The following is a 22560-nucleotide window of genomic DNA, read 5'->3' on the forward strand; positions in this document are numbered from 1 at the left end:
CCGCCGACCCGCTGACCAGGAGGCCCGATGACCAGCTCACCGCGACCGGTCCACCCGCTCGACACCACCACGGGGCGCCTGCGCGTGCGCGGCCTCGACACCGGCCCGTCCGACCAGGTCGACCACGTGGTGGTGCTGGTGCACGGCAACCTCTCCAGCTCGGAGTTCTTCCGCCGCCAGCTCGAGGCGCTGCCGCAGGGGTGGCGCGGGATCGCCCCGGACCTGCGCGGGTTCGGCGGCAGCGACCCCGAGCCCGTGGACGCGACCCGCGGCGTGCGCGACTACAGCGACGACGTGCTCTCCGTGCTCGACGCCCTCGGCGTGCCGCGGGCGCACCTGCTCGGCTGGAGCCTGGGCGGCGGGGTGGTGGCGCAGGCCGCGCTCGACAGGCCCGGCGCCGTCGCCTCCCTCGTCCTCGTGGACCCCGTCTCCCCCTACGGCTACGGCGCCACCCGCGCCGACGGCTCCCGCCTCGCCGATGACGACCCCGGCGCAGGAGCCGGCCTGGCCAACCCGCGCCTCGTGGAGCTGCTCGCCGCCGGCGAGCGCAGCGGGGACGACCCCAGCTCACCCCGCAGCGTCATGAACGGGCTGTACTTCGCCCACGGGTTCCGCAGCCCCGACGAGGAGGCGCTGCTGACGTCGGTGCTCTCCACCCGCACCGGTCCCGACCACTACCCCGGGGACGCCTCGCCCGCGTCGTCCTGGCCCGGCACCGGTCCCGGCGGGCGCGGGGTGCTCAACACCCTCGCCCCGAAGCACTTCGACGTGTCAGGGCTGGCAGCACTGGCCGACGACGACGGCCGCCGTCCTCCCGTCCTGTGGGCCCGCGGGGAGCACGACGCCATCGTCAGCGACGCCGCCGCGCTCGACCTCGCCGTCCTCGGCGGTGCCGGCGTGGTGCCGGGGTGGCCGGGTGCGGAGGCCTACCCGGTGCAGCCGATGGTCACCCAGACCCGCGCGGTGCTCGACGCGTACGCCGCCAACGGCGGCTCCTACCGCGAGGTGGTGCTCGACGCCGGCCACAGCCCCCACGTGGAGCGGCCCGAGGAGTTCGCCGCCGCCCTGCACGAGCACCTCACCACCGCTGAGGAGGCGCCCCGTGGCTGACGCGCCGGACCGCCACCTGGAGGGCCAGCGCGCCGTCGTCACCGGCGCCGCCAGCGGCATCGGCGCGGCGTGCGCGCGCTCGCTGGCCGCCGCGGGCGCGTCCGTCGTCCTGCTGGACCGCGCCGAGGACGCCGTGCGTGCGCTCGCGGAGGAGCTGGGCGGGCGCGCCGTCGTCGTCGACCTGTCCGACACCGCCGCGCTGCCGGGGGTGCTGGAGGCGGCCGACCTCGACTGCGACGTCCTCGTCAACAACGCCGGCGTGCAGCACGTGGCACGGGTGGAGGACTTCCCGCCCGAGCAGCTCTCGCTCATGCTGCGGCTGATGCTGGAGGCGCCGTTCCTGCTGGCCCGGGCGGTGCTGCCGGGGATGTACGCGCGCGGGCGGGGGCGGCTGGTGCACGTCGGGTCGGTGCACGGGCACCGCGCGTCGCCGTTCAAGGCGGCGTACGTGGCGGCCAAGCACGGGCTGGAGGGGCTGAGCAAGACCATCGCGCTGGAGGGCGGTGACCGCGGCGTGACGTCGGTGGTGGTGTGCCCGGGATTCGTGCGGACGCCGCTGGTGGAGGCGCAGATCGCCGCTCAGGCCCGGGAGACCGGGGTGCCGCAGGAGCGGGTGGTCGAGGACGTGCTGCTGCACATGGCGGCCGTCAAGCGGCTGCTGGAGCCGGAGGAGGTCGGCGCGACCGTGGCGTGGCTGACCCGGCCGGAGGCGGCGTCCATGACCGGGACCTCGGTGCTCATGGACGGCGGCTGGTCGGCGCGCTGAGCCCTTCCGGTGTCAGGGGAGGTCGGCGCCGGTGAGCTGGGCGGACAGCGCCCACAGGTCCGCCGCCAGGCCGAGGTCGCTGGCCAGCGCGGTGCGCCCGACCAGGCGCGGCGCACCGCGCACCTCCCCCGGACCGGACGGCCCGAGGAACGCGCCGCCCGGCAGGTCGGCGGTGGCGGCCGCGAGCGTCGGCTGCGCGCCGGCCGCGGCGCTCTGCGCGATGACGCGGTTGCCGACGCCGGTGAGCCGGTCGGCGAGGGCGTTGCCGCTGCGCCCCTGGAGGTTGGTGGCGGCCCAGCCCGGGTGGGCCGCCAGGACGCGCTGCAGCGAGCCGGCGGCGTGCAGGCGGCGCTGCAGCTCCAGGGCGAACAGCAGGTTGGCGAGCTTGCTCTGCGCGTACGCCCCGGAGGGGCTGTAGGCGCGGCGCTCCCAGTTGAGGTCGCCGAGGTCGATCTTGCCGGTCTTGTGGACCAGGGAGCTGAGCACCACGACGCGCCCGTCCGGCGCCAGGTGCGGCAGCAGCTGGCAGACCAGCGCGTGGTGGCCGAGGTGGTTGGTGCCGACCTGGCTCTCGAAGCCGTCCGCGGTCCGCGCGAACGGCACCATCATGATCCCGGCGTTGGCGACGACGACGTCGATGCGGCGGCCGGCGTCGTCCTGCTGCGCCCAGCCCTCGGCGAAGGCGCGGACGCTGCTGAGGTCGGCGAGGTCCAGCCGGCGCACCTCGGTGGTCCCGGGCAGGCCGGCGGCCACGCGCTGGCCCTTGGCGGTGTCGCGCACCGCGAGCACCACGCGGGCGCCGCGGGCGGCGAGCTCCTTGGTGGTCTCCTGCCCGAGCCCGCTGGACGCGCCGGTGACGAGCACCGTGCGGCCGGTCTGGTCGGGGATCTGAGCGGTGGTCCAGGGCGTCGCCACGGGCCTCACGCTAGTCCGCCACCTCGTGGGCGTAGCACCAGCGCCAGGCCTCCCCGACCTCCACGCTGCGCATGACCGGGTGGCCGGTCTCGCGCCAGTGGGCGGTGGCGTGCTGGCTGGGCGAGGAGTCGCAGCAGGAGACGACACCGCACTCCAGGCACCCCCGCAGGTGCACCCAGGAGGTGCCCTCGCGCACGCAGGCCCCGCACACGGAGGTGTCCTCGAAGCGCCGCGTGCGCGGCGCCCGCTCCAGGTGCTCGCAGGCGGGCGTGGGCACCGCGGCGCCGACCAGCGGCTCGGAGGCGCGGCCCCCGGCGGTGGGGCCGGAGGCGGCTCCGTGCTCGGAGGAGCGGTGGGCCCGGTCCACGAGGGACTCCTCCAGGTCCAGCTGCGCCAGCGCCGAGCGGAGCACCAGGTCGTCGTACCCGCCGGAGCGGCGGGCGTCGAGGATGGCCTCGCGCTCAGCCGCAAGCATGAGCAGCCGCAGCCGCCGGTACTCCGCCGAGGGCGTCGTCCGCTCCTCCTCCGCCGGGCCGAGGCGCTCCCAGGCGGCGTCGACGCGGGCGCGGGCGCGGCCCCGCAGCTGGTCCACCACCGGTGGTGCCGCGGCGTCCCCGCCGGCGACCAGGGCGTCGAGCCGCTGCAGGCCGGCCCGGGCGGCGCCCTCGAGGAGCACCGCCTCGGCCAGGGCGTCCTCAGCGGCGTCGGGCCCGCGCAGCCCGAGGCGGCGCACCAGCACCGGCAGGGTGAGGCCCTGCACGAGCAGGGTGCCGGCCACCACCGCGAACGCCGCCAGCTGCAGCAGCGGCAGCTCGGGGGCGGTGGCGGGGACGGCGAAGGCGGCGGCCAGCGTCACCACGCCGCGCATGCCCGCCCAACCGACCACCAGGGCCTCTCCGGTGCTCCAGCGCGTGCCGCCGGAGGCCAGGCGCGGCACCGCCCGGGAGACCGCTGCCGCGACGAGGAGCAGCAGCACGCGCACCACCACGGTGACCGCGAGCACGAGCAGGCAGAAGCCCACCGCGGAGCCGGCCGAGCGGCCGCTGTCCGCGACGGCCTCGAGCAGTCCCGGCAGCTGCAACCCGATGAGCAGGAACGCGCCGTTCTCGAGGAGGAACGCGATGGTCTTCCACGTGGTGGTCTCCACCACCCGGGAGGTGGCGCTGCGCAGCCGCGCCGAGCTGCGGGCCAGCAGCAGGCCCGTGGTGACCACGGCCAGCACGCCGGAGCCGTGCGCCTCCTCCGCGGCGAGGTAGGCGGCGAAGGGCGCCCCCAGGGACACCACGGTGACCATGACGGCGTCGTCGAGGCGGGCGCGAACCCACGACAGGGCCAGGCCGACCACGGCCCCCACGGCCACCCCCACCACCACGAGGACGGCGAAGTCCAGCGCCACCGCACCGGCGCTCACGCTGCCCACCAGCGCCCCGCTGGCCGCGGCGAGCAGCGCCAGCGCGGTGGCGTCGTTGACCAGGCTCTCCCCCTCCAGCAGCCGCGTCAGGCGCCGCGGCATGCCGATGCGGCGCGCGACGGCCGTGGCGGCCACCGCGTCCGGCGGGGCCACCACCGCCCCGAGCGCGAAGGCGGCGGCCAGCCCGACAGCGGGCAGCGCGAGGGCCACGGCGCCGCCGACCGCCGCCGTGGTGACCACCACCGCACCCACCGACAGCAGCACCACGCCGGTGACGTCGCGGCGCAGGTCCACCAGGGACAGCTGCACCGCCGCCGCGTACAGCAGCGGCGGCAGCAGGCCGGTGAGCACCAGCTCCGGCTCGAGCCGCAGCTCGGGGACCCCCGGCACCGCGCCGAGCGCAGCTCCGACGACGACGAGCACCAGCGGGGTCGACCAGCCGAGGCGCTCGCACAGCGCCGCCACGGCCAGCACCACCGCCACGACTCCCAGCAGCACAGCCGCTGTGATCACCGGTCCACCTCCTGCTGCCCTCCGGTCACCCGGACCCCTGCGCGGGCCACCGGCTCCCGGGGAGAGCGCGCCGTGCTCGCAGGACAGGCGTACACCGTGGGGGGACGACCTGCGACGCCGTCCACCCGAGGTGGCGCGACCGCGGCCGTGGGAGCATCGGGTCGCCAGGGCCTCTAGCTCAACTGGCAGAGCAGCGGACTTTTAATCCGCGGGTTGTGGGTTCGAGCCCCACGGGGCCCACCGACGTTTCCGCAGGTAGGGGCAGTTCCAGTACCTCGGCCGAGGTCTCCTCGGCGGCCGGAGTACACCCAAAGTCCACACTTCTCGTGACCATCAACGCGTCCATGCGCTGCGAGACCGAGTCGTCGTCGTCCTCGAACAGGCCCGCGTACACGTCCAGGGTCATCGCCGCCGAGGCGTGCCCGAGCATGTTCTGGACCTTCTTGACGTCCGCGCCAGCGGCCACCGCGAGGCTGGCCGCCGTCGAGCGCAGGTCGTGAGGAGTGACGTCGGCCAGCCCGGCCCGGCGCACCGCGGCGTCGAACCGGACTCGGAAGGCGCGCAGGCGCAGCGGGCCGCCCTCGGGCGCGGTGAGTGCGAGGTCGTCGGGCGCCTTGCCCTTGAGACGCTTGGACAGCGGCTCCACGAGGGAGGCCGAGAAGCGCACCGTCCGCTCCCGATGCGTCTTGGTGTCGCCGTACACGAGCCTGCCCCCGACCTCGGCAACGGCCTCACGCACGACCATCCGGCGGCGCACGAGATCGACGCTGCCCACGCGCAGCGCCGCCGCCTCACCGAACCGCAGTCCCGTCATCGCCAGCAGTCGGATGACGTCGCCCTCCGCTCCCATCGCCAGCGCCAGGCGCCCCACCTCGGCGGGGGTGAGGTAGCGGGCAGGCTTGCGGGTGCGCCGGGGGATCGGCACGCCACGCGCCACGTTCTGCGTGAGCCGCCCGTCCTTGACCGCGTAGCCCAGGATCAAGCTGAGCACTCGGTGCGCCTGAGCCACGGTGCTCGGCGCGAGCCCCTTGGCCGTCAGCTCCTGCACCCACGAGGCGACCTCGGAGTGCATCACGCGGTCCAGCGGCACCTTGTCCCAGCGTGGGAGGACGTGGGTGCGCCGCAGCGTCTCGTAGCGCGTCCGGCTGCTGATCTTGAGGTGGCCCTGCGCGTCGATCCAGGTCTGCGACCAGGCCCCGACCGTCACGCGGCTGCGCTTGGGATCACGCCAGGTGCCACCGTCGATGGCCACGCGCTGCGCCGCCAACCACGACTCGGCCTCGCGCTTGCTCGGGAAGTGCTTGCTATGGGCGCGGTGGTCCGGTCCTCGGTAGCGAGCCGTGAACCCGCCGCGTCTGCGCTCGATGCTCACTCCCCGCCCGCCTCCCTGGCCAGCGCACGCTCTCTCTCGGCCTTCAGTAGGTCATCCAGCACCCGCATGGCCTCTGTCTGTGCGACTGGCTCGCCGGGGTCGGTAGCCGACCCCTCGCCAGCGATCCAGCGCAGCGGGACGTCGAGTACTCGGGCCAGCGCCACAGCTTCGCGGAACTTGAGCGCCCGCGTACCTCGCTCGACGTGGCCGATCGCCGTGTGGTGGAGCTGTAGCCCATAACTGCCGAGGCGTCGCGCGACGTCATCCTGCGAGAGGTCCCGCACTCGCCGCGCCATCCGGACGCGTCGACCCACTGCGCCGTCATCGGGCAGCGGCAATAGGTCGGCAACCGTCGGCATGTCGCAGATCATACGCGCGCTCATCGCTCAAAACCTATGTACAGTGCTCATCAGCGATGAGCGCTAATTTCGAGCTAGGAGCGAGCGATGGAGTCGGTGACGAGGTGGGCGACGGAGTGGGCGGACATCAACGAGGCGTCCGCGATCACGGGAGTGCCGGTCGCAACGCTGAGGTCGTGGCGGTGGCGACGCCTCGGCGAGGGGCCCGAGAGCTTCACCGTGGGTCGACGCATCCGCTACAGGCGCGACGCCATCGAGGCGTGGATGCGCCAGCAGGAAGCTGCGGGCACCTCGGCCGGTGCAGCGTGAGCGTCGACGAGCTGCCTGCTGAGCTGCGCGGCATCGCGCGCCGCACGGGCGAGCTGCTGGCCGATGGCGGGCACGTCGCTGATGGCGACGAGGTGCGCGCGGCGGTCCTGCACATCGACGCCGAGGTGCTCCGTCGCCTGCGCGAGGGAGCACGCGGCATCGACGCCGCCGTGGGCGTCGTCGGCCAGGTCGTCTGCGACCGCCTCGCCACCCGGCTGCTCCAGGGCCGCGAGGTGGGCGAGGCGCTCTACGACGTCGCCGTGCTGCACGCCGCGCTGGAGCTGGGCTACCCCGCGAGCTGGTTCGCGGTTTCCTGCCTGGACGACCTGGTAGCGCGGTGAGCGAGCCGACCGCTGAGGCCGACGTGGTGGCGCAGACCGTCGCCCTCGCCGTCGAGCGTCTCCAGGCCTGCAAGTCCGCCTATGCCCGCCAGACGCTGACGCGCTGGTGGATCAGGCGCCACGAGCAGACCGCGCGCTTCCCCGGCTCCCGCCAGCACGCGGTGGCCGAGGGCGTCCTGGCCACCGTCAGCCCCGGCGCCCTGAAGGCCTACCGCCGAGCCGCTGCGCTGCGTCGCGACGACGCGGCCTGATCCCCCACCCCTAGACAGGAGCACGACCGTGATCGCTTGCTACACCGTGAAGGCACTCGGCGAGGCGCTGGACACCGAGGTGACCACCCTGCCCGACGGCAGCGAGGCCCTGGCCTGGACCGCCGACGGCGCCGAGGTGACCGTCACCCAGCACGGGCCCGAGGAGGCCTGGCTGGTCAGCGTCGCGTCCGTCGGTGAGGACGAGCCGCCCTACCGCGAGGTCGTGCGCTTCTCCCGAGGTGCCCACCAGGTCACCGAGACCGTCGCCCACGGGCTGACGGCGCTGCGCGAGGCAGGCCGCCTCGCCGGGTAGCCGAGCCCCGCTCCCGACTCCAGACGTAGATCGCCCCTGGCAGCCGTTGGTAGCAGCTCCAGGGGCACGACCCGAGTGGTGGGTAAGAACACGATGACAGTTTTTGAACCCGACATCAAGCATGACGACGCGCCCGACGCAGTGATCACCGCGAAGGTGCTGCCCTTCCCCCGTCAGCAGACCTCCGGGCTGAGCGTCCCTGTCATCGAGGCCGACGACGACGCGATGACCGCCGCACTGAAGTACGCCGCTGCGAACTGGAGAGTTATCCCGGTGCGCCGAAGCACCAAACACCCCGGCTCGGTCCTGGGTGAGGGCTGGCAGTACCAGTCCAGCTCCGACCCCGCCGTCATCGCGGCCTGGTTCGCCGGGTGCGACTACGGGGTGGGTCTGCACGCGGGTGCCAGCGGCGCCGTCATCTTCGACATCGACAAGCCCGAGCTGCTGCCGGAACCGCTGCGCCAGGCGGCCGAGGAGTACGCCCCGCCGTTCCAGTCCACGCGACCCGGCCAGCCCGGACGCGGGCACCTGATCTTCGCCCTGCGCCCCGGACAGGCGCTCGGCAACTCGCGTGGCAGGCTCTACGACGCCGGGACCGAGCTGACCACCAAGTCCCACGCCTGGGGCGAGGTGCGCGGGCTCAACGGCTTCATCGTGGCTGAGCCCAGCGTCCACGCCGACGCCGACGGCGCCTACGACTGGCAGGGCATCGGTGCCGTGCCCTACGTCCCGGACTACGTCAGCGAGCTACTCCCGCTCGGCCGGGACCGCGACGCCCCCGTCACTGAGGCCGCCGTCGAGGCCTTCCTGGCCGAGCACTCTGGCGGGACGCACGCGCACCTCATGGCCGCACCGCTGGAGCGCTTCACGCGCGAGGTGGCCGACGGCGGCTCGCGTCACGAGGCGCTCGTGGCCACGGCGTGCTGGATCGCCCGTGACGTCCGCGCGGGCCTGTACGACGCACCGACCGCGTTCTCCACGCTGGAGTCCCTGTTCCTGGACGCCATGGCCGCCATGCCCACCCCCGGCCGCCATCCGGCCAACGAGTTCCAGGGGGTGCTGGCCTGGGCCGTGGCGCAGGTGGCCGCACCCGGTGAACCCACGCCAGCCCAGCACCGCGAGGCCGTGCTGACGCGCCTGTACGGCCCCGCTCCCGAGCCACCGACCGACCCCGAGCCCCCACCTCCGCGCGAGCCACCTGAGCCCACCCCGAACACCCCGGCGCCCGCCACCGCCGACGACCCCGAGCAGGAGCACGACGTGGTGGAGTCCGAGTCCAGCCCAGGCGTCATCGAGCGCGCCTACGACGCCATGGTCCGCGAGGAGGTCCGGCGCCAGTCGGCCCGCGAGGACGCGGCTCGCATCCTCGCCGAGCGCCAGGACGGCACCGAGGGCCGCAAGCACCTGCGTGAGCGAGCGCTGAGCATCGCTGGCCTGCGCTCCCTGCCGCCGACGACACCGCTGATCGATGGGCTGCTGGCGCGCGACACCCTGGCCCAGCTCAGCGGCCCACCCGGCTCGTACAAGTCGTTCGTGGCCCTGGCCATGGCGCTGAGCGTGGCCACCGGGCGCCGGTTCGAGGAGCACGACGTCCCAGCAGCCGGGCCCGTCGTCTACGTGGCCGCCGAGGGCAGCAGCGGCATGCTCGCCAGGGCGCTGGCCTGGTGCCACCTCAACGGGGTCGACCCCGACGCCCTGGACGGCCAGTTCTACGTCGTGCCCGAGCCGGTGCAGCTCAACGGCGCCGTGGACGTCACCGAGGCCGTGGAGTTCGCCGCCGAGATCGGGGCCGCCCTGGTCGTCCTGGACACCCGCCACCGCTGCACCCTCGGGCTGGAGGAGAACAGCTCCAGCGAACAGGGACGGGCCATCCACTCCGCTGAGCGCATCCAGCGCGCCAGCGGTGCCACGGTGCTGGTGATCCACCACTCGGGGCGCACCGGCGAGCACGGACGCGGCTCCAACGCCTGGGATGGCGCCGTGTGGTCTGAGCTGCGGCTCACCGGCGCTGACCTGCGGGTGAAGATCACCTGCGAGAAGCACAAGGACTGGCCCGACGCCTGCCAGCACACGTTCGCCATGCAACCCACCGTGGTGCCTGCCGAACTGATGCCGGGAGCGAGCGAGCAGCAGCGCTCCACCCTCGTAACCGTCCAGGGAACGCTCTGGACGGCACCTCGCGCGGAGACCAAGAACGCGCGCATCGTCCAGAAGATCGTTTGGACGATGGCGACTCCCGCTGGGCTCGCGCCCGGTGTCATCCGGGACCTGGCCATGGAGCAGGGCGGCAGCCGCTCCGGTGCCTACGAGGCACTGAACTCGCTGGTCACGAGCGGTTTCCTCCGCAACGTGGGAACCGACAAGGCGCCGCGGTACGTCACCGACCGACCGGCTCCCAGCGACCTCGCGGACTGGTCATGACCTAGCCGTCCAGGCGCGTCCAGCGTCGTCCAGGCCTCTCGCCAGACGTCCAGTCCAGCCCCCCACCCCTAGGGGGCTGGACGTCTGGACGGACGAGACGAGACATCGACTACCAGCCCCCACCACAGGCGCTCCCAATGAAGATCAACTATCTCGAGGAGTTCGCCATGTCCCGCTTCACCTACGTCCTGCCCCTCGCCGCAGCCCTCGCCCTGGCTGGCTGCGGCACCACCCCGGCCACCGAGGCACCGCCCGAGCTGGCCTCAGCGCCCAGCGAGCCCGCTACCCGTGGCGGGGAGCCCATCGAGGAGCCGACTGCCACCCCCGCGTCGCCCTACCCGGCCGTGACGATCCAGCCCGGCTCGCTGGCCGCCAAGGGCGCCTCCCTGGGCCTGGACCTCGACTGGAGCGCCTACGTGGCTCCGGCGGGCGGCTGGGAGCCCGGTGAGGCCGCCTGGCAGTGCGAGTGGTCACTGGCCAACGCTCCCGCCGAGGGCGTCCAGCGCGGCGACGCTGCCCGCTACGTCATCTTCCTGGCCACCTCTCGCGCAGGGATGCACCAGGAGTCCTGGGAGGCCTCCCAGGACGCGGTGGCCGACAACACCCGGGCCTGCCTGGCCTTCCTTCAGGCGCAGGTCGACCTCGCCGCTGCCCAGCAGTCCTGAACACCCAACCCGAGAGGACACGCCATGACCCGCAAGCCCAACCCCCTGCGCACCAGGACCGTCTCCCGTGAGGCCGGCGCAGCGCTGGCCGCCCTGGACGGCGCCACGATCACCGAGCTGGTCCACGAGGAGGTCACCGACCCGCTGTTCCCTGAGGCGCCCGCCGTGGTCAACGACGACGAGGTGACCGCCAGCGTCATGATCCCTCGGCGCTACCTGAAGGCCGAGTGCCCCGACTGCGGCGGCCCGCGCAGCGAGCACGGCATCGACGCGCTGGTCTTCGACCATGACGAGCGCTGCGAGGTCGGGGCGGCCCTGGACGCTCAGCTCCGCCGGGACGCTGGCGTCATCGCCCGCAAGGTCGGACGGGGTGAGCCGCCCCAGCGCAGCCGGACCTCGACCCGCGAGGAGCTGTGGTGCCTGGCTGACCGGGGACTGACCCCGCCGACGCGCTGCACCACCGTGCGCCTGAACGCGCAGGGCCAGCCGGTGCGCTCCTGGCGCTGGCTGGACCACGAGCCGGACCTGGCTGCGAGCTGACCACCGGTGGCGCCCCGGTTCTCCTGCGAGAACCGGGGCGCCATGGTGCCCCTACGGCGCCTCCTCGACGACCACCCTTGATCGAGAGCGAGCCGGAGGGACGACTCCGGCGCAGGCCGACGAGGAGCACCCGTGAGCACCACCGACGACACCCAGACCCCGCCGGACGACCAGACCCCCGACCCGGCCGACCACGCCGAGGAGACCCCCTCCGGCAAGCGTGCTCAGCGTGAGCGGGCCCAGGCAGCCGAGACCCGTGCCGAGCAGGCAGAGACGCGGGTGGCCGCCCTCCAGCGCCGCGAGGTCGCCCGCCTGGCCTCGGCCCACCTGGCCGACGGGGCCGACCTCCTGGAGCCCGCTCTGGGTGGTGCTGAGTTGCAGGCCCTGCTGGGCGAGGACGGTCTGCCGGATGCCGAGCTGATCGAGGCCGCAGCCGCAGCCATGCTCGGCAAGCGCCCCTACCTGGGCGCCACCCGCCGCCGCGCCAGCGGCAGCCCCGACGGTGGCGCTCGTGAGCCCGTGTCCCGTGCGCGTGGCTGGGGCGAAGTCCTGCGAGCCCAGCGATGAACGCGCCCCGCTGCCCGGAGTGCAGCGCCCCGCTGTGGGTTGACCCCAGGCTCGGGCTGCTGTGCGCGCACGAGGTCTCGTGTGAGCTGGGCAAGGCTGAGGATCAGCAGGCGCATGACGATCGCTCAGCGTGTGGCTGGCGTACGACGCACTCACCTGAGTACACGCGTGATGATCCGCGTCAGTACGGCGCGATGTTCGTGCGCGAGGCGACTGCGGCTGAACGCACGCTCGCGCTCGCATGCGGTGCTGATGCTGCTGCTGTTGCGCGCACTCAGGTCGCGCTGCACTTCCTCGCTGGCGGGATCAGGCGACGTGTCTTCACGAGCGTGCGACTGACGGGGCTGCCCGGCCTGCCGACCACCGACCCCCGCCTGGTCCGGTGAGCACCCCGGCCGCCCCTCCCCTGGGGGAGGCACCCCCGGACGATCTTGCTGCGGTGACCCCTGGAGAGGTCTGCCGACCAAGGCAACCCCTGAGTCGTATGCGACACAGCCTGAACGCCCCGTACAGCCCCTGGAGGACGCCGTGAGCAGCACTGAGGCCTACCGCGAGCCCGAGCCCGCACCGGCAGGCCTGGGCCCGCGTGGGACCGCTCTGTGGGCCAAGGTCGTCGGCCCCTGCACCCTGGACCCGCACGAGCAGGAGATGTTGGAGCACGGCTGCCGCCTGGCCGACCGCCTCGACGCCCTCGATGCAGCGGTGGCGGCCGACGGCGTCATGGTCGACGGCGCCCGAGGCTCCAAGCGCCTGCACCCCGCCATCGCTGAACACCGCCAGGCCACCCTCGCGCTGGCCCGCGTCATGGTGGCCCTGCGCTTGCCCGCCGGGTACGCCGACAGCGGCGCCAGCTCCACCGGGAGCACGCCCACCGGCATCGTGCGCCAGGCCCAGCGCCGGGTCGGCATCCGTGGGTTCCAGTCGATGCCTCGGGGCGCGTGATGGCTGGTCTGCGACCGCCTCGCCCGGCCAAGCCCGGCTCGGTGGGGGCTCCACCTCGCTGTCTGCGCCTGCGCGGCGTCAGCGACGTCTGGGGCGATGACCTCGGTGACCCGCTGGCACCGCACCGTTGGCGGGCCGCCGCCGAGCGTTGGCGAGCTGCTGCCCGAGCCAGCGGGATGCGCGAGACCGATGTCTGGTCGGCTCTGCCGGGCGGGCCCTACAGGTTCGACGCGGACTACTACGTCGAGGACACGCTGCGCCACTACGGCTACACGCTCGATGACCTGCCCGTCATGGCCGCCGAGGCCCGCCAGCACTACCCGGAGCTGTTCGACCCGGGCTGGATTCCGCAGGTGGAGCGCTCCGGCTGGGAAGCTGCTGCGGCGAGCCTGGCCAACCGCACCCCGTAGTTGCCCCACGGCGTCGTCGATGACGCCGATGATCGACCTCAGTACCTCCGCCGTTCGTGGCCGTCACGGAGCGCGGGCAGCGGGTGGTGCAGTCCTGGCCCGGCTGAGGGCCCCTGCGTGGCCGTGAGGGAGCGCGCAGAGACACCCGTCTCTGCGCACCTCCAGGAGCCCCATCGTGGCTACGACCGTCACCGCCTCCGGCCTGCTCAAGCCCGAGGACGTCAAGAACCTGATCCTGCTGCCGCTCCAGACCGGCGGCAGCGTCGCGCTCAACCCCGCCGTCTCGACGCTGGTCACCACCGATGCCCAGGTCAGCCGCTTCCCCCGCGTCACGGCCGCCCCGATCGTCGGCTGGGTGGCCGAGGGCGCCCCGCTGAACCTCACGGACATCGCCGTCGACGAGGTCGAGGTCGTGCCGTCCAAGGTCGGCTCCATCGTGCCGATCACCTCCGAGCTGGAGGAGGACGCCGAGTACGACCCCCTCGCGCTGGTCGGCTCCCAGCTCGTCGACCAGGCGGGCCAGGCCCTGGATGACGCCTTCCTGGGCAACCTCGCCTCCCCGGCTCCCAAGGGACTGGCCGCGCTGGCTGCTGCCTCGGGCAGCGGCGTGCAGATCGCCTCGGCCGGTGGCGCCTGGTCCAACCTGGACGTCTTCAGCAAGGCCGCCTCGCTGATCGAGGGCATCGGCGGGCAGATGACCGCCGTGCTGGCCAACCCCGCCGACGTGCTGACGATCTCCACGCTGAAGGCGTCCACCGGCTCCAACGCCCCGCTGCTGGCCCCTGGCGGTGACCCGGCTCAGCCCAGCCGCCGTCAGGTCGAGGGCGTGCCGCTGCTGAGTCACCGCAGCGTCCCGGCAGGCACCGCGTGGGCCGTGGACCGCTCGCGCATCTTCACCGTCATCCGCCGCTCGGTGCGCGTGGAGCAGGACCGCAGCGTCTACCGCTCCACTGACCGCACGGCCGTCGTGATGACGATGCGCGCCGGGTTCGGGTTCGTCGACGACCGCGCCGTCGTCAAGATCAGCAAGGCCTGATCGTGGCTCAGCAGACCGCTCCCGGTGACCAGCCCGTGGTCAGCGGGCGCACCGGGGATCGCTCGGACCGGGTGGTGTTCGCCGACCACGGCGCCAGCCACGTCACGGTGACCCGCACCAGCGGGGCCGCTGCGCTGTACGTCACCACCGACGGGAGCGCGCCGACGTCGAACGGGCCGTGGCGCTGGGTGCTGCGGGCCGACGACCCGGCACTGACCATCCCGGTGCCCCCGGCCGAGTCGGTCGTGGTGCGCCTGCACGCCAGCGAGCCCGTCGACTACGACGTGCAGGCCCTGTAGCCAGCGGGGCGGCTGACTCGTCGGCAGCTCGCCCCGCCTCCGGTGGTTGCGGTTCGTCCCCGTGGCCACCACCAGCCCCGCCCCGGCCAGCACCGCCTCCCGCTGGTCGGGGCGGTGGCGTGTCGTCCCCACAGCCCTGCCCCTAGAGGCATGCTGGTGGTGTTCCTCTCGTTCGGGAACGGCGCAGCGGTGTCTCGCCCGCTCGCCAACCGCCTCGCCCTCGGTGCGCTGCCGTCGTACACAGCGCACCGGGGGCGGTGGCGCGCCAGGGCCCTCCGTGTTGTCGGTGGCTGCCTCTACCTTCACCGCCTGTGAGCGAACCGTCACCGCTGCCCGGCAAGTGGATTCCCATGGCGTTCCTCCAGGGGGCCGATCTCGGGCTACCCCTGCGGGTGCCGGAGGACGCCTGGATACGCCTGATCCATCACGACGAGCGTGGCGCGCCCTACCTCATGTACGTCTTGTTCTGGATCACGCCAGGCCTGCTGCACCTTGCTCGCTGCGAGGGCTGGGTAGAAGACGACAGCGACCTGATTGACGACGTCGACGATCGCCGGGTACTGACACACGAGCGCATCAGCTTCGAGCGCATCGAGGAGTACAACCTGGACCTGGCCACCGGCCAGGGCTTCCTCAAGGTCACCGGCCAGCCGCGCCGAGAGGATCTGCCGATGATCCCCATCGTCAGCTACCTCAACGAGGGGCCCGGCGGCATGCAGATCACCAAGCACTGAGTCCGCACAAGCACATCGCCGCCCCGCGCGGAGGGCGGTGCCACGTCCGGGCCGGGGGCCGAACGACCCTACGGACGCTGTGCCTTGAGCACCTCACGGATGAAGATCGCCGCCACGGGCTCGAAGTCTGAGGAGTCCATGGCGTGCCTGGTCTGGATCACGAGAGGGTCAAGGCCGTGCGCGGTCTGCTCGTGCAGCGACTCGCCCCCGACCGCGTAGGCCACCATCCCCGTCGTGGCCTGATGCCAGGGGAGGGGCTCGCTCGTCAGGGCCGCGCGCACAGCACCTGCGTCATCAGCGCTGAGGGCAGTGAAGGTTGACGACGTCAGCACCCGCTCACTGAACTCGGAGAGCAGGGCGTTCATCGTGTCGTCGTGGACCATGGGGGCGAGCGTAGGTCGCCTGGTCTGGCGGCTCCCGCTGGCGTACACCAGAAGTACACAGACTCCCCAGTAACCGCCGTCAGTCCCCATCACTCGCCAGTAATCGAAGCGCTGGTCAGAGCAGTCATCACGGACGTTTCCGCAGGTCAGAGCGTCCCTTAGGACGATCTTTTAATCCGCGGGTTGTGGGTTCGAGCCCCACGGGGCCCACCACCCAGACCCACCGTCCGGTGCTGGTCGCCGACGGTGAGCGAGGTCAGCGGATCGTGTAGCCGCCGTCCACCACGAGGTCAGCGCCGTTGACCATGTCCGAGGCACCGCTCGCGAGGAACAGGGCCGCACCGGCCACCTCCCGCGGCACGGCGAAGCGGCCCACCGGGATCTCCCGCTTGGCGGCCTCGCCCTTCTCCCCCGCCCAGGCCTTCTTGCCCAGCTCGGTGAGCACCACGGTCGGGGAGATGCAGTTGGCGGTGACCCCGCGCCCGGCCCACTCGGCGGCCAGCACCCGCGTCAGGCCCACCACGCCGGCCTTGGAGGCGCAGTAGGCGGCGTGCTCCAGCAGTCCCACGCTCGCGGCCTGGCTGGCCATGGAGATGACCTTGCCGCGGCCCGCCTCCAGCATGCGGCGTCCCACCGCCTGGCTGACCAGGAACGTCCCGGTGAGGTTCACAGCGATGGTCCGGTCCCAGGCGCGGGTGGACAGCTCCTCCGCGGGCGCCAGGTCGACGATGCCCGCGCAGTTGACCAGCACGTCCACCCCGCCGGTCGCCTCGACCGCCGCCGCCACGGCGGCCTCGACGGAGGCGGGGTCGGACACGTCGCACCCCAGCCCCACGGCCCCGCCGCCCAGCTCGCCGGCGCGCCGCTGCGCGGCATCGGCGTCGAGGTCGACGACCACCACGCGGGCACCCCGCTCGGCGAAGACGTCGGCGATCGCCGAGCCGATGCCCGAGACGGCGCCGGTGACCAGCGCGGTCCTGCCGTCCAGCCGGAAGCTGAGGTCGACGTCGTCGTCGGTGGGTGTGGCTGGAACGGCGGTGCTCATGGGTCCTCCTGCGGTGGTCCTGCGCGGTCGTCCCCTGGTCGGGCCGGTCCCGGCTGCCGGGGCCCTGGCCGCCGCTGCGGTGGACGGGCGAGCTCCTCATCGAGTCCCCTCAGGACCCCTGGAAAGTAGCACCGGCGAGGGGGGCGACGTCTTGTGAGAGAGCCCGTGCGTCCGTCCCTGCGGCACATCCGCGGTACCCACGACCTGGACGGCGCGGACGACGTCGAGCACGCTGGAGCTGCTGCGCCCGCTCCCCGCGAACAGCACCAGCAGCACCAGCAGCTTGAGCAGCACCACCATGGCCACCGCCCCGTCCCTGCCCACCACCGGAGGTGGCGCGTGATGAGCCCGACCCGACCCTCGGTCGCCAGCCCGGCGCTGCCGACCACACCGCTGGAGGCCCTCCCGCCGTCGCAGGCGGAGGTCTGGGCCGACGGCGTCACCGCCAGCCGGCGCGAGCTGGACCGCCGCGCCCGCGCCCACGACGCCTCCCACTACCTCCTGCTGCCGCAGGTGGTGGCCACGGCCCGCGACGCCGCGGGGGTGGCCGCGGCGATGGCGCGGGCCAGCGAGCTCGGGCTGCCCGTGACCTTCAGGTCCGGCGGTACGAGCCTGTCCGGGCAGGCACTCTCGGACGGGCTGCTCCTCGACGTCCGCGCGGGGTTCCGCGGCGTGGAGGTCGGTGCCGGGGGGCTGACGGTGCGCGCCCAGCCGGGCGCCACGGTGCGCGAGGTCAACACCCGGCTGGCGCGGCACGCCCGCAAGCTGGGGCCGGACCCGGCCAGCGAGGTCGCCTGCACGGTCGGCGGCGTGGTGGCCAACAACTCCAGCGGCATGGCCTGCGGCACCACCGCGAACACGTACCGCACCCTGCGCTCGCTGGTGGCGGTGCTGACCGACGGCACCGTCGTCGACACCGGCGCGCCCGACGCCGACGAGCGGCTGCGCACCGTCCGCCCGGACCTGCACGCGGGCCTGCTGTCGCTGCGCGAGCGGCTGCTCGCCGACCCGGCCGCCGTGGCCGAGGTGCGGCGGCAGTTCTCGATGAAGAACACCATGGGCTACGGCCTCAACGCCCTGCTCGACCACGAGACCGCCGTCGAGGTCCTCGCGCACCTGCTGGTGGGCAGCGAGGGCACGCTCGCGTTCGTGGCCGAGGCCACCTTCGAGACCGTGCCGGTGCACCCGCACGCCGCCACCGGCCTGCTGGTGTTCCCCGACCTGTCCGCCGCCACCGCCGCCCTGCCCGCCCTGGTGGCGGCCGGAGCGGCCACCGCCGAGCTCCTGGACGCCGCGTCCCTGCGGGTGGCGCAGGGGCTGTCGGACGTGCCGCCGGCCATCGCCGCGATCACCGTCGAGGAGCACGCCGCGCTGCTGGTGGAGCTGCAGGCCGCCACCGCCGGGGAGCTCGCCGCGGCCCGGGCGCGCACCACCCCCGTGCTCGACGCGCTGCCCCTGTCCGCGCCCGCCGAGCTCACCACCGACGCGGGCGAGCGGGCCGCGCTGTGGCACGTCCGCAAGGGCCTCTACACCGCGGTCGCCGGAGCGCGGCCGTCAGGGACCACGGCGCTGCTGGAAGACGTGGTGGTCCCCGTCGAGGCGCTGCTGGAGACCTGCGAGGGGCTGACCCGGCTCTTCGAGGTGCACGGCTACGACAGCTCGGTCATCTTCGGGCACGCCAAGGACGGCAACATCCACTTCCTGGTCAACGAGCGCTTCGAGGACCCGGCGAGCCTGGAGCGCTACCAGCGCTTCACGGCCGACCTCGTCGACCTGGTGCTGGGCGCCGGCGGCTCGCTCAAGGCCGAGCACGGCACCGGGCGGATCATGGCGCCGTTCGTGCGCCGCCAGTACGGCGACTTCCTGCACGACCTCATGCTCGAGGTCAAGCGCCTCTTCGACCCCGCGGGCCTGCTCAACCCCGGCGTGGTCGTCGACGCCGACCCCGGGGCGTGGCTGCGCCACCTCAAGACCGTGCCGACCGTCGAGGAGGAGGTGGACCGGTGCGTGGAGTGCGGCTACTGCGAGCCCGGCTGCCCCAGCAAGGACCTCACCCTCACCCCCCGCCAGCGCATCGTGCTGCGCCGCGAGCTGGCGGCGGCCCGCGCCGCCGGCGACGACGACCTCGCCGCCCGGCTCACCGAGGACTACGAGTACGCCGGCGTGCAGACCTGCGCGGTGGACGGGCTGTGCGCCCAGGCCTGCCCGGTGGACATCAACACCGGTGACCTCGTGCGGCGCCTGCGCGCCGAGTCCGCCCCCGCCGCGCTCGACGCGGGCTGGGACCTGGCCGCGCGGCACTGGGGCGCCGCCACCCGCGTCGGTGGAGCCGCGCTCACCGCGGCCGGGAGGCTGCCCGTCCCGCTGGTGCGAGCGACGACCACGGCGGCCCGCGCGGTGCTCGGCGCCGACCGGGTGCCCTCCTACTCCCCGGAGCTGCCCGCGGGCGGGCGGCCGCGCCCGGTGCTGCGGCCGTCCGGCGAGCCCGCGGCGGTGCTCTTCGCGTCCTGCACCGGCACCCTGTTCGGGCCCGACGGGGGGCCGGAGGGCGCGGCCGGCGGCCTCGGGGCGACCGCCGCACTGGTCGCCCTCGCCGAGCGCGCCGGCGTGGCGCTGGTGACGCCCGAGGGGCTGGGCTCGCTGTGCTGCGCCACGCCCTGGAAGTCCAAGGGGCTGCGCGCGGGGCAGGCCACCATGGCCTCGCGGCTGGTGGCCGCGCTGCTGGAGGCCACCCGCGGGGGCGAGCTGCCCGTGGTGTGCGACGCCGCCAGCTGCACCGAGGGCCTGCAGGCGGCGTGGGCCGGGGCACGGGCGGGCACGGAGCCGACGCCGCCCCTGACCGTCGTCGACGCCACCCGCTTCGCGGCCGACCACCTGCTCGGCCGGCTCGCGGTGACGCGCCGGCTCGGCTCGGTCGTGGTGCACCCGACCTGCTCGACGGAGGCGCTGGGCACCACGTCCGCGCTGGTCGAGGTCGCGCAGGCGGTGGCTGACGACGTGGTCGTCCCGCCGTCGTGGGGCTGCTGCGCCTACGCTGGCGACCGCGGGCTGCTGCACCCTGAGCTGACCGCCAGCGCCACCGCCAGGGAGGCCGCCGACGTGGCCGAGCGCACCTACGACGCCTACGTCTCGGCCAACCGCACGTGCGAGCTGGGGATGACGCGCGCCACGGGCCGTCCCTACCGGCACGTGCTGGAGCTGCTCGAGGCCGCGACCCGCTGAGCACCCCCGGCGAGCCTGGCAGGGGGGCCACCCCGACGCACATTCGTGCGTAACTGTGAGAGTATGTGAGCGATCTGGTGTTCCCAGAGCCTCGCTTGCCAGGGTGGGTCGATGATGACGAACGCGCCGGACGGCCCGCTGCTGCTGGGCGTCGACGGGGGGACCGAGGGCGTCCGGGTGGGTCTGTTCGACCCGTCCGGGACGGCTCTCGCGGTGGCCCGACGTCCCTACCCGACCCGGTTCCCGCGGTCGGGCTGGGCGGAGCAGAAGCCCGAGCACTGGTGGCTCGGGCTCAGCGCGGGGGTCCAGGAGGTGCTGGCCGTCTCCGGCGTCGCGCCCTCCCGGGTCGCCGGCATCGCCACCGCCGCCACGAGCTTCACCATGGTGTGCGTCGGGGACGACGACAGGCCGCTGCGGCCCGCCCTCATGTGGATGGACTCCCGGGCCAGCGCGGAGGCGGCGGAGATCGGTGCCACGCGCTCGCCCGCGCTGCGCTACACCGGTGGGGACCAGGCCTCGGCGGAGTGGATGCTCGGCAAGGCGATGTGGCTCAAGCGCCACGAGCCGGCCACCTTCGAGGCCACCACCTGGTTGGCCGACTACGCCGAGTGGATCGCCTTCCAGCTCACCGGTGAGCGGGCCGCCTCGGAGGACTCCGCCGCGATCCGCTGCTACTACGACCGCCTCCGGGGCGGCTGGCCCGTGGACCTGTGGGACGCGGTGGGCGTCCCGGAGCTGCGCGCGAAGGTGCCGCAGCGCGTCGTCCCGATGGGCGAGGTGGTGGGCCAGCTCACCGCGACCGCCGCCGCCGAGCTCGGGCTGCCGGCGGGCATCCCGGTGGCCGGCGGTGGGGCCGACGCGTTCGTGGCGATGCTGGGCCTGGGCGTGACCGGACCGGGGAGCCTGGCGATGGTGACCGGCTCCTCGCACGTCCACATGCTCCAGACGCCGGTGCCCCGCTACACGAAGGGCCTGTTCGGCTCCTACACGGACGCGGTGCTGCCGGGGCAGTTCACCATCGAGGGCGGCCAGATCACCACCGGCGCGATGGTGGCCTGGTACGTCCGCTCCCTGGCCGGGCAGGACGCGGGTCCCGCGGAGCTGGCGGCGCTGTACCGGCGGCTCAACGAGGACGCCGCCGCGCTGCCCCCGGGGTCGGAGGGCGTGGTGGCCCTCGACTACCTGCAGGGCAACCGCACGCCGCACATCGATCCGAGCGCGCGCGGGATGATCTGGGGGCTGAGCCTGTCCCACGGGCCGCACCACATCTACCGGGCCCTGGTCGAGTCGGTGTGCTTCGGCACCGAGAACATCATCCGCACCATGCGGCAGGCGGGGAACGCCGTCGACGAGATCGTCGCGTGCGGGGGTGCCCTCAACAGCCCGCTGTGGCTGCAGGCGCACGCCGACGTCGCCGGTCTGCCGATCCGGACCACCGCCCAGCCCGACGTCGCCGTGCTCGGGGCCGCCGTCCTGGCGGCGGCGGGCGCCGGCCTGTACCCCTCCACCGCGGAAGCGTCCCGGGCGATGGTCCGGCCCGGGCGCGTGGTGGAGCCGGACGCGGCCGCCACCGAGGCCTACCGGCCGTGGGTGGACCTCTACACCGAGTCGTACGCGGCGATGCGTCCGCTGCTGCACCGGGCCACCGCGCTGGCGGCGGGTGCCTGATGGCCGTGCGCGAGGAGGACCTGGCGCGGCGCGAGCTCGTCGCGTCCATCGCGAGCATGTACTACCTGCAGGGGCTGGACCAGAACGCGATCGCCGCCGGCGTCGGCGTCTCCCGCTCCTCGGTGTCGCGCATGATCACCGAGGCGCGGCAGACGGGCATCGTGCAGATCACCGTGGAGCGCCCCCTCCCGCGCGACCACGACCTCGAGGAGCGGCTGGCCGCGGCCTTCCCCGGCTGCTCCGCGCTGGTGGTGGCCGACCCGGCGCAGGGGGTGCCCACCGCGGCCGTCGACAGGGTCGGCGCCCTCGCGGCGCGGTACCTGCAGGACCACCTGCCGGCCGGCGGCACGCTGGCGATCTCCTGGGGCGAGACGGTGGCGGCGGTGGCCGGCGCCCTGCCGGAGGACCCGTCCAGCCAGGCGCTGGTGGTGCAGATGATCGGCGCCTCCGGCACGTCCCGCCCCGCCATCGACGGGCCGGAGCTGGCGCAGACGTTCGCTCGGCGCCTCGGCGGCGTGCACCGCACCCTCAACGCCCCGCTGGTGGTGGACGACGCCGCCCTCGCCCAGGCCCTGCTGCGCCAGCCGCCGCTCGCGAGCGTGCTGTCCGCCGCCGCGACGGCGGACCTGGCCCTCATCGGCCTGGGGACGCTCGAGCCCGAGGGGTCCTCGCTCCTGCGGGCCGGCTACGTGGGCCGAGACGAGCTGGCCAGGTGCGCAGAGCTCGGGGTGGTGGGTGACGCCGCCGGCCACATGCTCGACGCCGCCGGTGCGGTGGTCCCCTCCGACCTGGGCGAGCGCATGGTCACCCTCGACGAGGCCTCGCTGCGCGGCATCCCGCGCGTGGTGGCGGTGGCCCTCGGGCGGTCCAAGGTCCGCATCATCCGGGCCTCCCTGCTCAGCGGGCTCGTCCACGTGCTCGTCTCCGACGCGGCGACGGTCCGCGCCGTCCTCGCTCAGCGCAGCTGA

The 22560-nt window shown here is 74.0% G+C and carries 26 protein-coding genes, 1 tRNA gene and 1 pseudogene; 21 read left to right on the top strand and 7 right to left on the bottom strand.

The genetic code is table 11. The features are described from left to right. Positions 1–27 precede the first annotated feature (27 nt). Together H7K62_RS02720 and H7K62_RS02725 are read left to right on the top strand one after the other, a co-directional pair. Entirely contained in the window at positions 28–1110 is a 1083-nt protein-coding gene (locus H7K62_RS02720; protein WP_186716022.1) for an alpha/beta fold hydrolase, read from the top strand. Next, a complete protein-coding gene (locus H7K62_RS02725; RefSeq protein ID WP_186716024.1) occupies positions 1103–1876 on the top strand; it encodes a 3-hydroxybutyrate dehydrogenase in 774 nt (257 codons plus the stop codon). The genes H7K62_RS02720 and H7K62_RS02725 overlap by 8 nt, the downstream gene beginning before the upstream one ends. A gap of 12 nt (positions 1877–1888) precedes the next feature. On the opposite strand, the gene H7K62_RS02730 is transcribed toward H7K62_RS02725, so the two are convergent. Then, the gene (locus tag H7K62_RS02730) at positions 1889–2791 is read right to left on the bottom strand and encodes an oxidoreductase (RefSeq protein ID WP_370591576.1); all 903 of its coding nucleotides are present in this window, start codon (positions 2789–2791) and stop codon (positions 1889–1891) included. Between the two features lie 10 nt (positions 2792–2801). Beyond that, positions 2802–4715 carry a cation:proton antiporter domain-containing protein gene (locus tag H7K62_RS02735; protein WP_370591577.1) on the bottom strand — a complete coding sequence of 638 codons (1914 nt, stop codon included), beginning with the start codon at positions 4713–4715 and terminating at the stop codon, positions 2802–2804. A gap of 167 nt (positions 4716–4882) precedes the next feature. Here H7K62_RS02735 and H7K62_RS02740 point away from each other — a divergent pair. Further along, positions 4883–4955, top strand: a tRNA-Lys gene (locus H7K62_RS02740). An 86-nt stretch (positions 4956–5041) separates the two neighbouring features. Then, positions 5042–5215: a hypothetical protein gene (locus H7K62_RS21885; RefSeq protein WP_255479307.1), complete on the top strand. Its 174-nt coding sequence runs from the start codon at positions 5042–5044 to the stop codon at positions 5213–5215. On the opposite strand, the pseudogene H7K62_RS23455 reads toward H7K62_RS21885, so the two are convergent. Further along, positions 5161–5787 (bottom strand): annotated as a pseudogene (locus H7K62_RS23455) (tyrosine-type recombinase/integrase); the annotation flags it as partial. The gene H7K62_RS21885 and the pseudogene H7K62_RS23455 overlap by 55 nt on opposite strands. A 296-nt stretch (positions 5788–6083) precedes the next feature. Continuing rightward, positions 6084–6446, bottom strand: coding sequence for a helix-turn-helix domain-containing protein (locus H7K62_RS02750; protein WP_186716035.1), 363 nt, complete (start codon positions 6444–6446; stop codon positions 6084–6086). Between the two features lie 87 nt (positions 6447–6533). Here H7K62_RS02750 and H7K62_RS23460 point away from each other — a divergent pair, with 87 nt between their 5' ends. From H7K62_RS23460 to H7K62_RS02820, 14 genes are all read left to right on the top strand, one after another. Beyond that, entirely contained in the window at positions 6534–6755 is a 222-nt protein-coding gene (locus H7K62_RS23460; RefSeq protein ID WP_186716037.1) for a helix-turn-helix domain-containing protein, read from the top strand. After that, a complete protein-coding gene (locus tag H7K62_RS02760; protein ID WP_186716039.1) occupies positions 6752–7096 on the top strand; it encodes a hypothetical protein in 345 nt (114 codons plus the stop codon). The genes H7K62_RS23460 and H7K62_RS02760 overlap by 4 nt, the downstream gene beginning before the upstream one ends. Beyond that, entirely contained in the window at positions 7093–7347 is a 255-nt protein-coding gene (locus H7K62_RS02765) for a hypothetical protein (protein ID WP_186716041.1), read from the top strand. The genes H7K62_RS02760 and H7K62_RS02765 overlap by 4 nt, the downstream gene beginning before the upstream one ends. A gap of 28 nt (positions 7348–7375) precedes the next feature. Then, a complete protein-coding gene (locus H7K62_RS02770; protein ID WP_186716043.1) occupies positions 7376–7660 on the top strand; it encodes a hypothetical protein in 285 nt (94 codons plus the stop codon). Between the two features lie 78 nt (positions 7661–7738). Continuing rightward, positions 7739–10081, top strand: a complete 2343-nt coding sequence (locus H7K62_RS02775; protein WP_186716044.1) for an AAA family ATPase — start codon at positions 7739–7741, stop codon at positions 10079–10081. Positions 10082–10218: 137 nt separating this feature from the next. After that, positions 10219–10746: a hypothetical protein gene (locus tag H7K62_RS02780; protein ID WP_186716045.1), complete on the top strand. Its 528-nt coding sequence runs from the start codon at positions 10219–10221 to the stop codon at positions 10744–10746. Positions 10747–10770: 24 nt separating this feature from the next. Next, complete coding sequence (locus H7K62_RS02785; protein ID WP_186716046.1) at positions 10771–11286, top strand: hypothetical protein; 516 nt, start codon at positions 10771–10773, stop codon at positions 11284–11286. Positions 11287–11418: 132 nt separating this feature from the next. Then, positions 11419–11853, top strand: coding sequence for a hypothetical protein (locus H7K62_RS02790; RefSeq protein WP_186716051.1), 435 nt, complete (start codon positions 11419–11421; stop codon positions 11851–11853). Continuing rightward, the gene (locus tag H7K62_RS02795) at positions 11850–12239 is read left to right on the top strand and encodes a hypothetical protein (RefSeq protein WP_186716053.1); all 390 of its coding nucleotides are present in this window, start codon (positions 11850–11852) and stop codon (positions 12237–12239) included. The genes H7K62_RS02790 and H7K62_RS02795 overlap by 4 nt, the downstream gene beginning before the upstream one ends. A 142-nt stretch (positions 12240–12381) precedes the next feature. Further along, positions 12382–12795 carry a terminase gene (locus tag H7K62_RS02800; RefSeq protein ID WP_186716055.1) on the top strand — a complete coding sequence of 138 codons (414 nt, stop codon included), beginning with the start codon at positions 12382–12384 and terminating at the stop codon, positions 12793–12795. Between the two features lie 176 nt (positions 12796–12971). Continuing rightward, positions 12972–13205 carry a hypothetical protein gene (locus H7K62_RS02805; RefSeq protein WP_186716063.1) on the top strand — a complete coding sequence of 78 codons (234 nt, stop codon included), beginning with the start codon at positions 12972–12974 and terminating at the stop codon, positions 13203–13205. A 175-nt stretch (positions 13206–13380) separates the two neighbouring features. Next, entirely contained in the window at positions 13381–14241 is an 861-nt protein-coding gene (locus tag H7K62_RS02810) for a phage major capsid protein (protein WP_186716065.1), read from the top strand. Positions 14242–14243: 2 nt separating this feature from the next. Then, a complete protein-coding gene (locus H7K62_RS02815; RefSeq protein WP_186716067.1) occupies positions 14244–14540 on the top strand; it encodes a hypothetical protein in 297 nt (98 codons plus the stop codon). Between the two features lie 311 nt (positions 14541–14851). Beyond that, the gene (locus H7K62_RS02820; protein ID WP_186716068.1) at positions 14852–15274 is read left to right on the top strand and encodes a hypothetical protein; all 423 of its coding nucleotides are present in this window, start codon (positions 14852–14854) and stop codon (positions 15272–15274) included. Between the two features lie 68 nt (positions 15275–15342). On the opposite strand, the gene H7K62_RS02825 is transcribed toward H7K62_RS02820, so the two are convergent. The 3 genes from H7K62_RS02825 to H7K62_RS02835 all read right to left on the bottom strand — a co-directional run bounded on the left by H7K62_RS02825 (position 15343) and on the right by H7K62_RS02835 (position 17008). Beyond that, positions 15343–15657 (bottom strand): hypothetical protein, encoded by a 315-nt coding sequence (locus H7K62_RS02825; RefSeq protein WP_186716069.1) that lies wholly within the window; start codon positions 15655–15657, stop codon positions 15343–15345. Between the two features lie 256 nt (positions 15658–15913). Beyond that, positions 15914–16702, bottom strand: a complete 789-nt coding sequence (locus tag H7K62_RS02830) for a GolD/DthD family dehydrogenase (RefSeq protein ID WP_186716070.1) — start codon at positions 16700–16702, stop codon at positions 15914–15916. Between the two features lie 96 nt (positions 16703–16798). Then, positions 16799–17008: a hypothetical protein gene (locus tag H7K62_RS02835; RefSeq protein WP_186716071.1), complete on the bottom strand. Its 210-nt coding sequence runs from the start codon at positions 17006–17008 to the stop codon at positions 16799–16801. A 36-nt stretch (positions 17009–17044) separates the two neighbouring features. On the opposite strand from H7K62_RS02835, the gene H7K62_RS02840 reads away from it, so the two are divergent. From H7K62_RS02840 to H7K62_RS02850, 3 genes are all read left to right on the top strand, one after another. After that, on the top strand, positions 17045–19924 hold the full coding sequence (locus tag H7K62_RS02840; RefSeq protein ID WP_186716072.1) for an FAD-binding and (Fe-S)-binding domain-containing protein: 2880 nt from the start codon (positions 17045–17047) through the stop codon (positions 19922–19924). A gap of 111 nt (positions 19925–20035) precedes the next feature. Further along, complete coding sequence (locus tag H7K62_RS02845; protein ID WP_222436907.1) at positions 20036–21592, top strand: FGGY-family carbohydrate kinase; 1557 nt, start codon at positions 20036–20038, stop codon at positions 21590–21592. Then, complete coding sequence (locus H7K62_RS02850; RefSeq protein WP_186716073.1) at positions 21592–22560, top strand: sugar-binding transcriptional regulator; 969 nt, start codon at positions 21592–21594, stop codon at positions 22558–22560. The genes H7K62_RS02845 and H7K62_RS02850 overlap by 1 nt, the downstream gene beginning before the upstream one ends.

Origin of the sequence: Quadrisphaera sp. RL12-1S (assembly GCF_014270065.1) — a bacterium.
Taxonomy (GTDB): Bacteria; Actinomycetota; Actinomycetes; order Actinomycetales; family Quadrisphaeraceae; genus Quadrisphaera.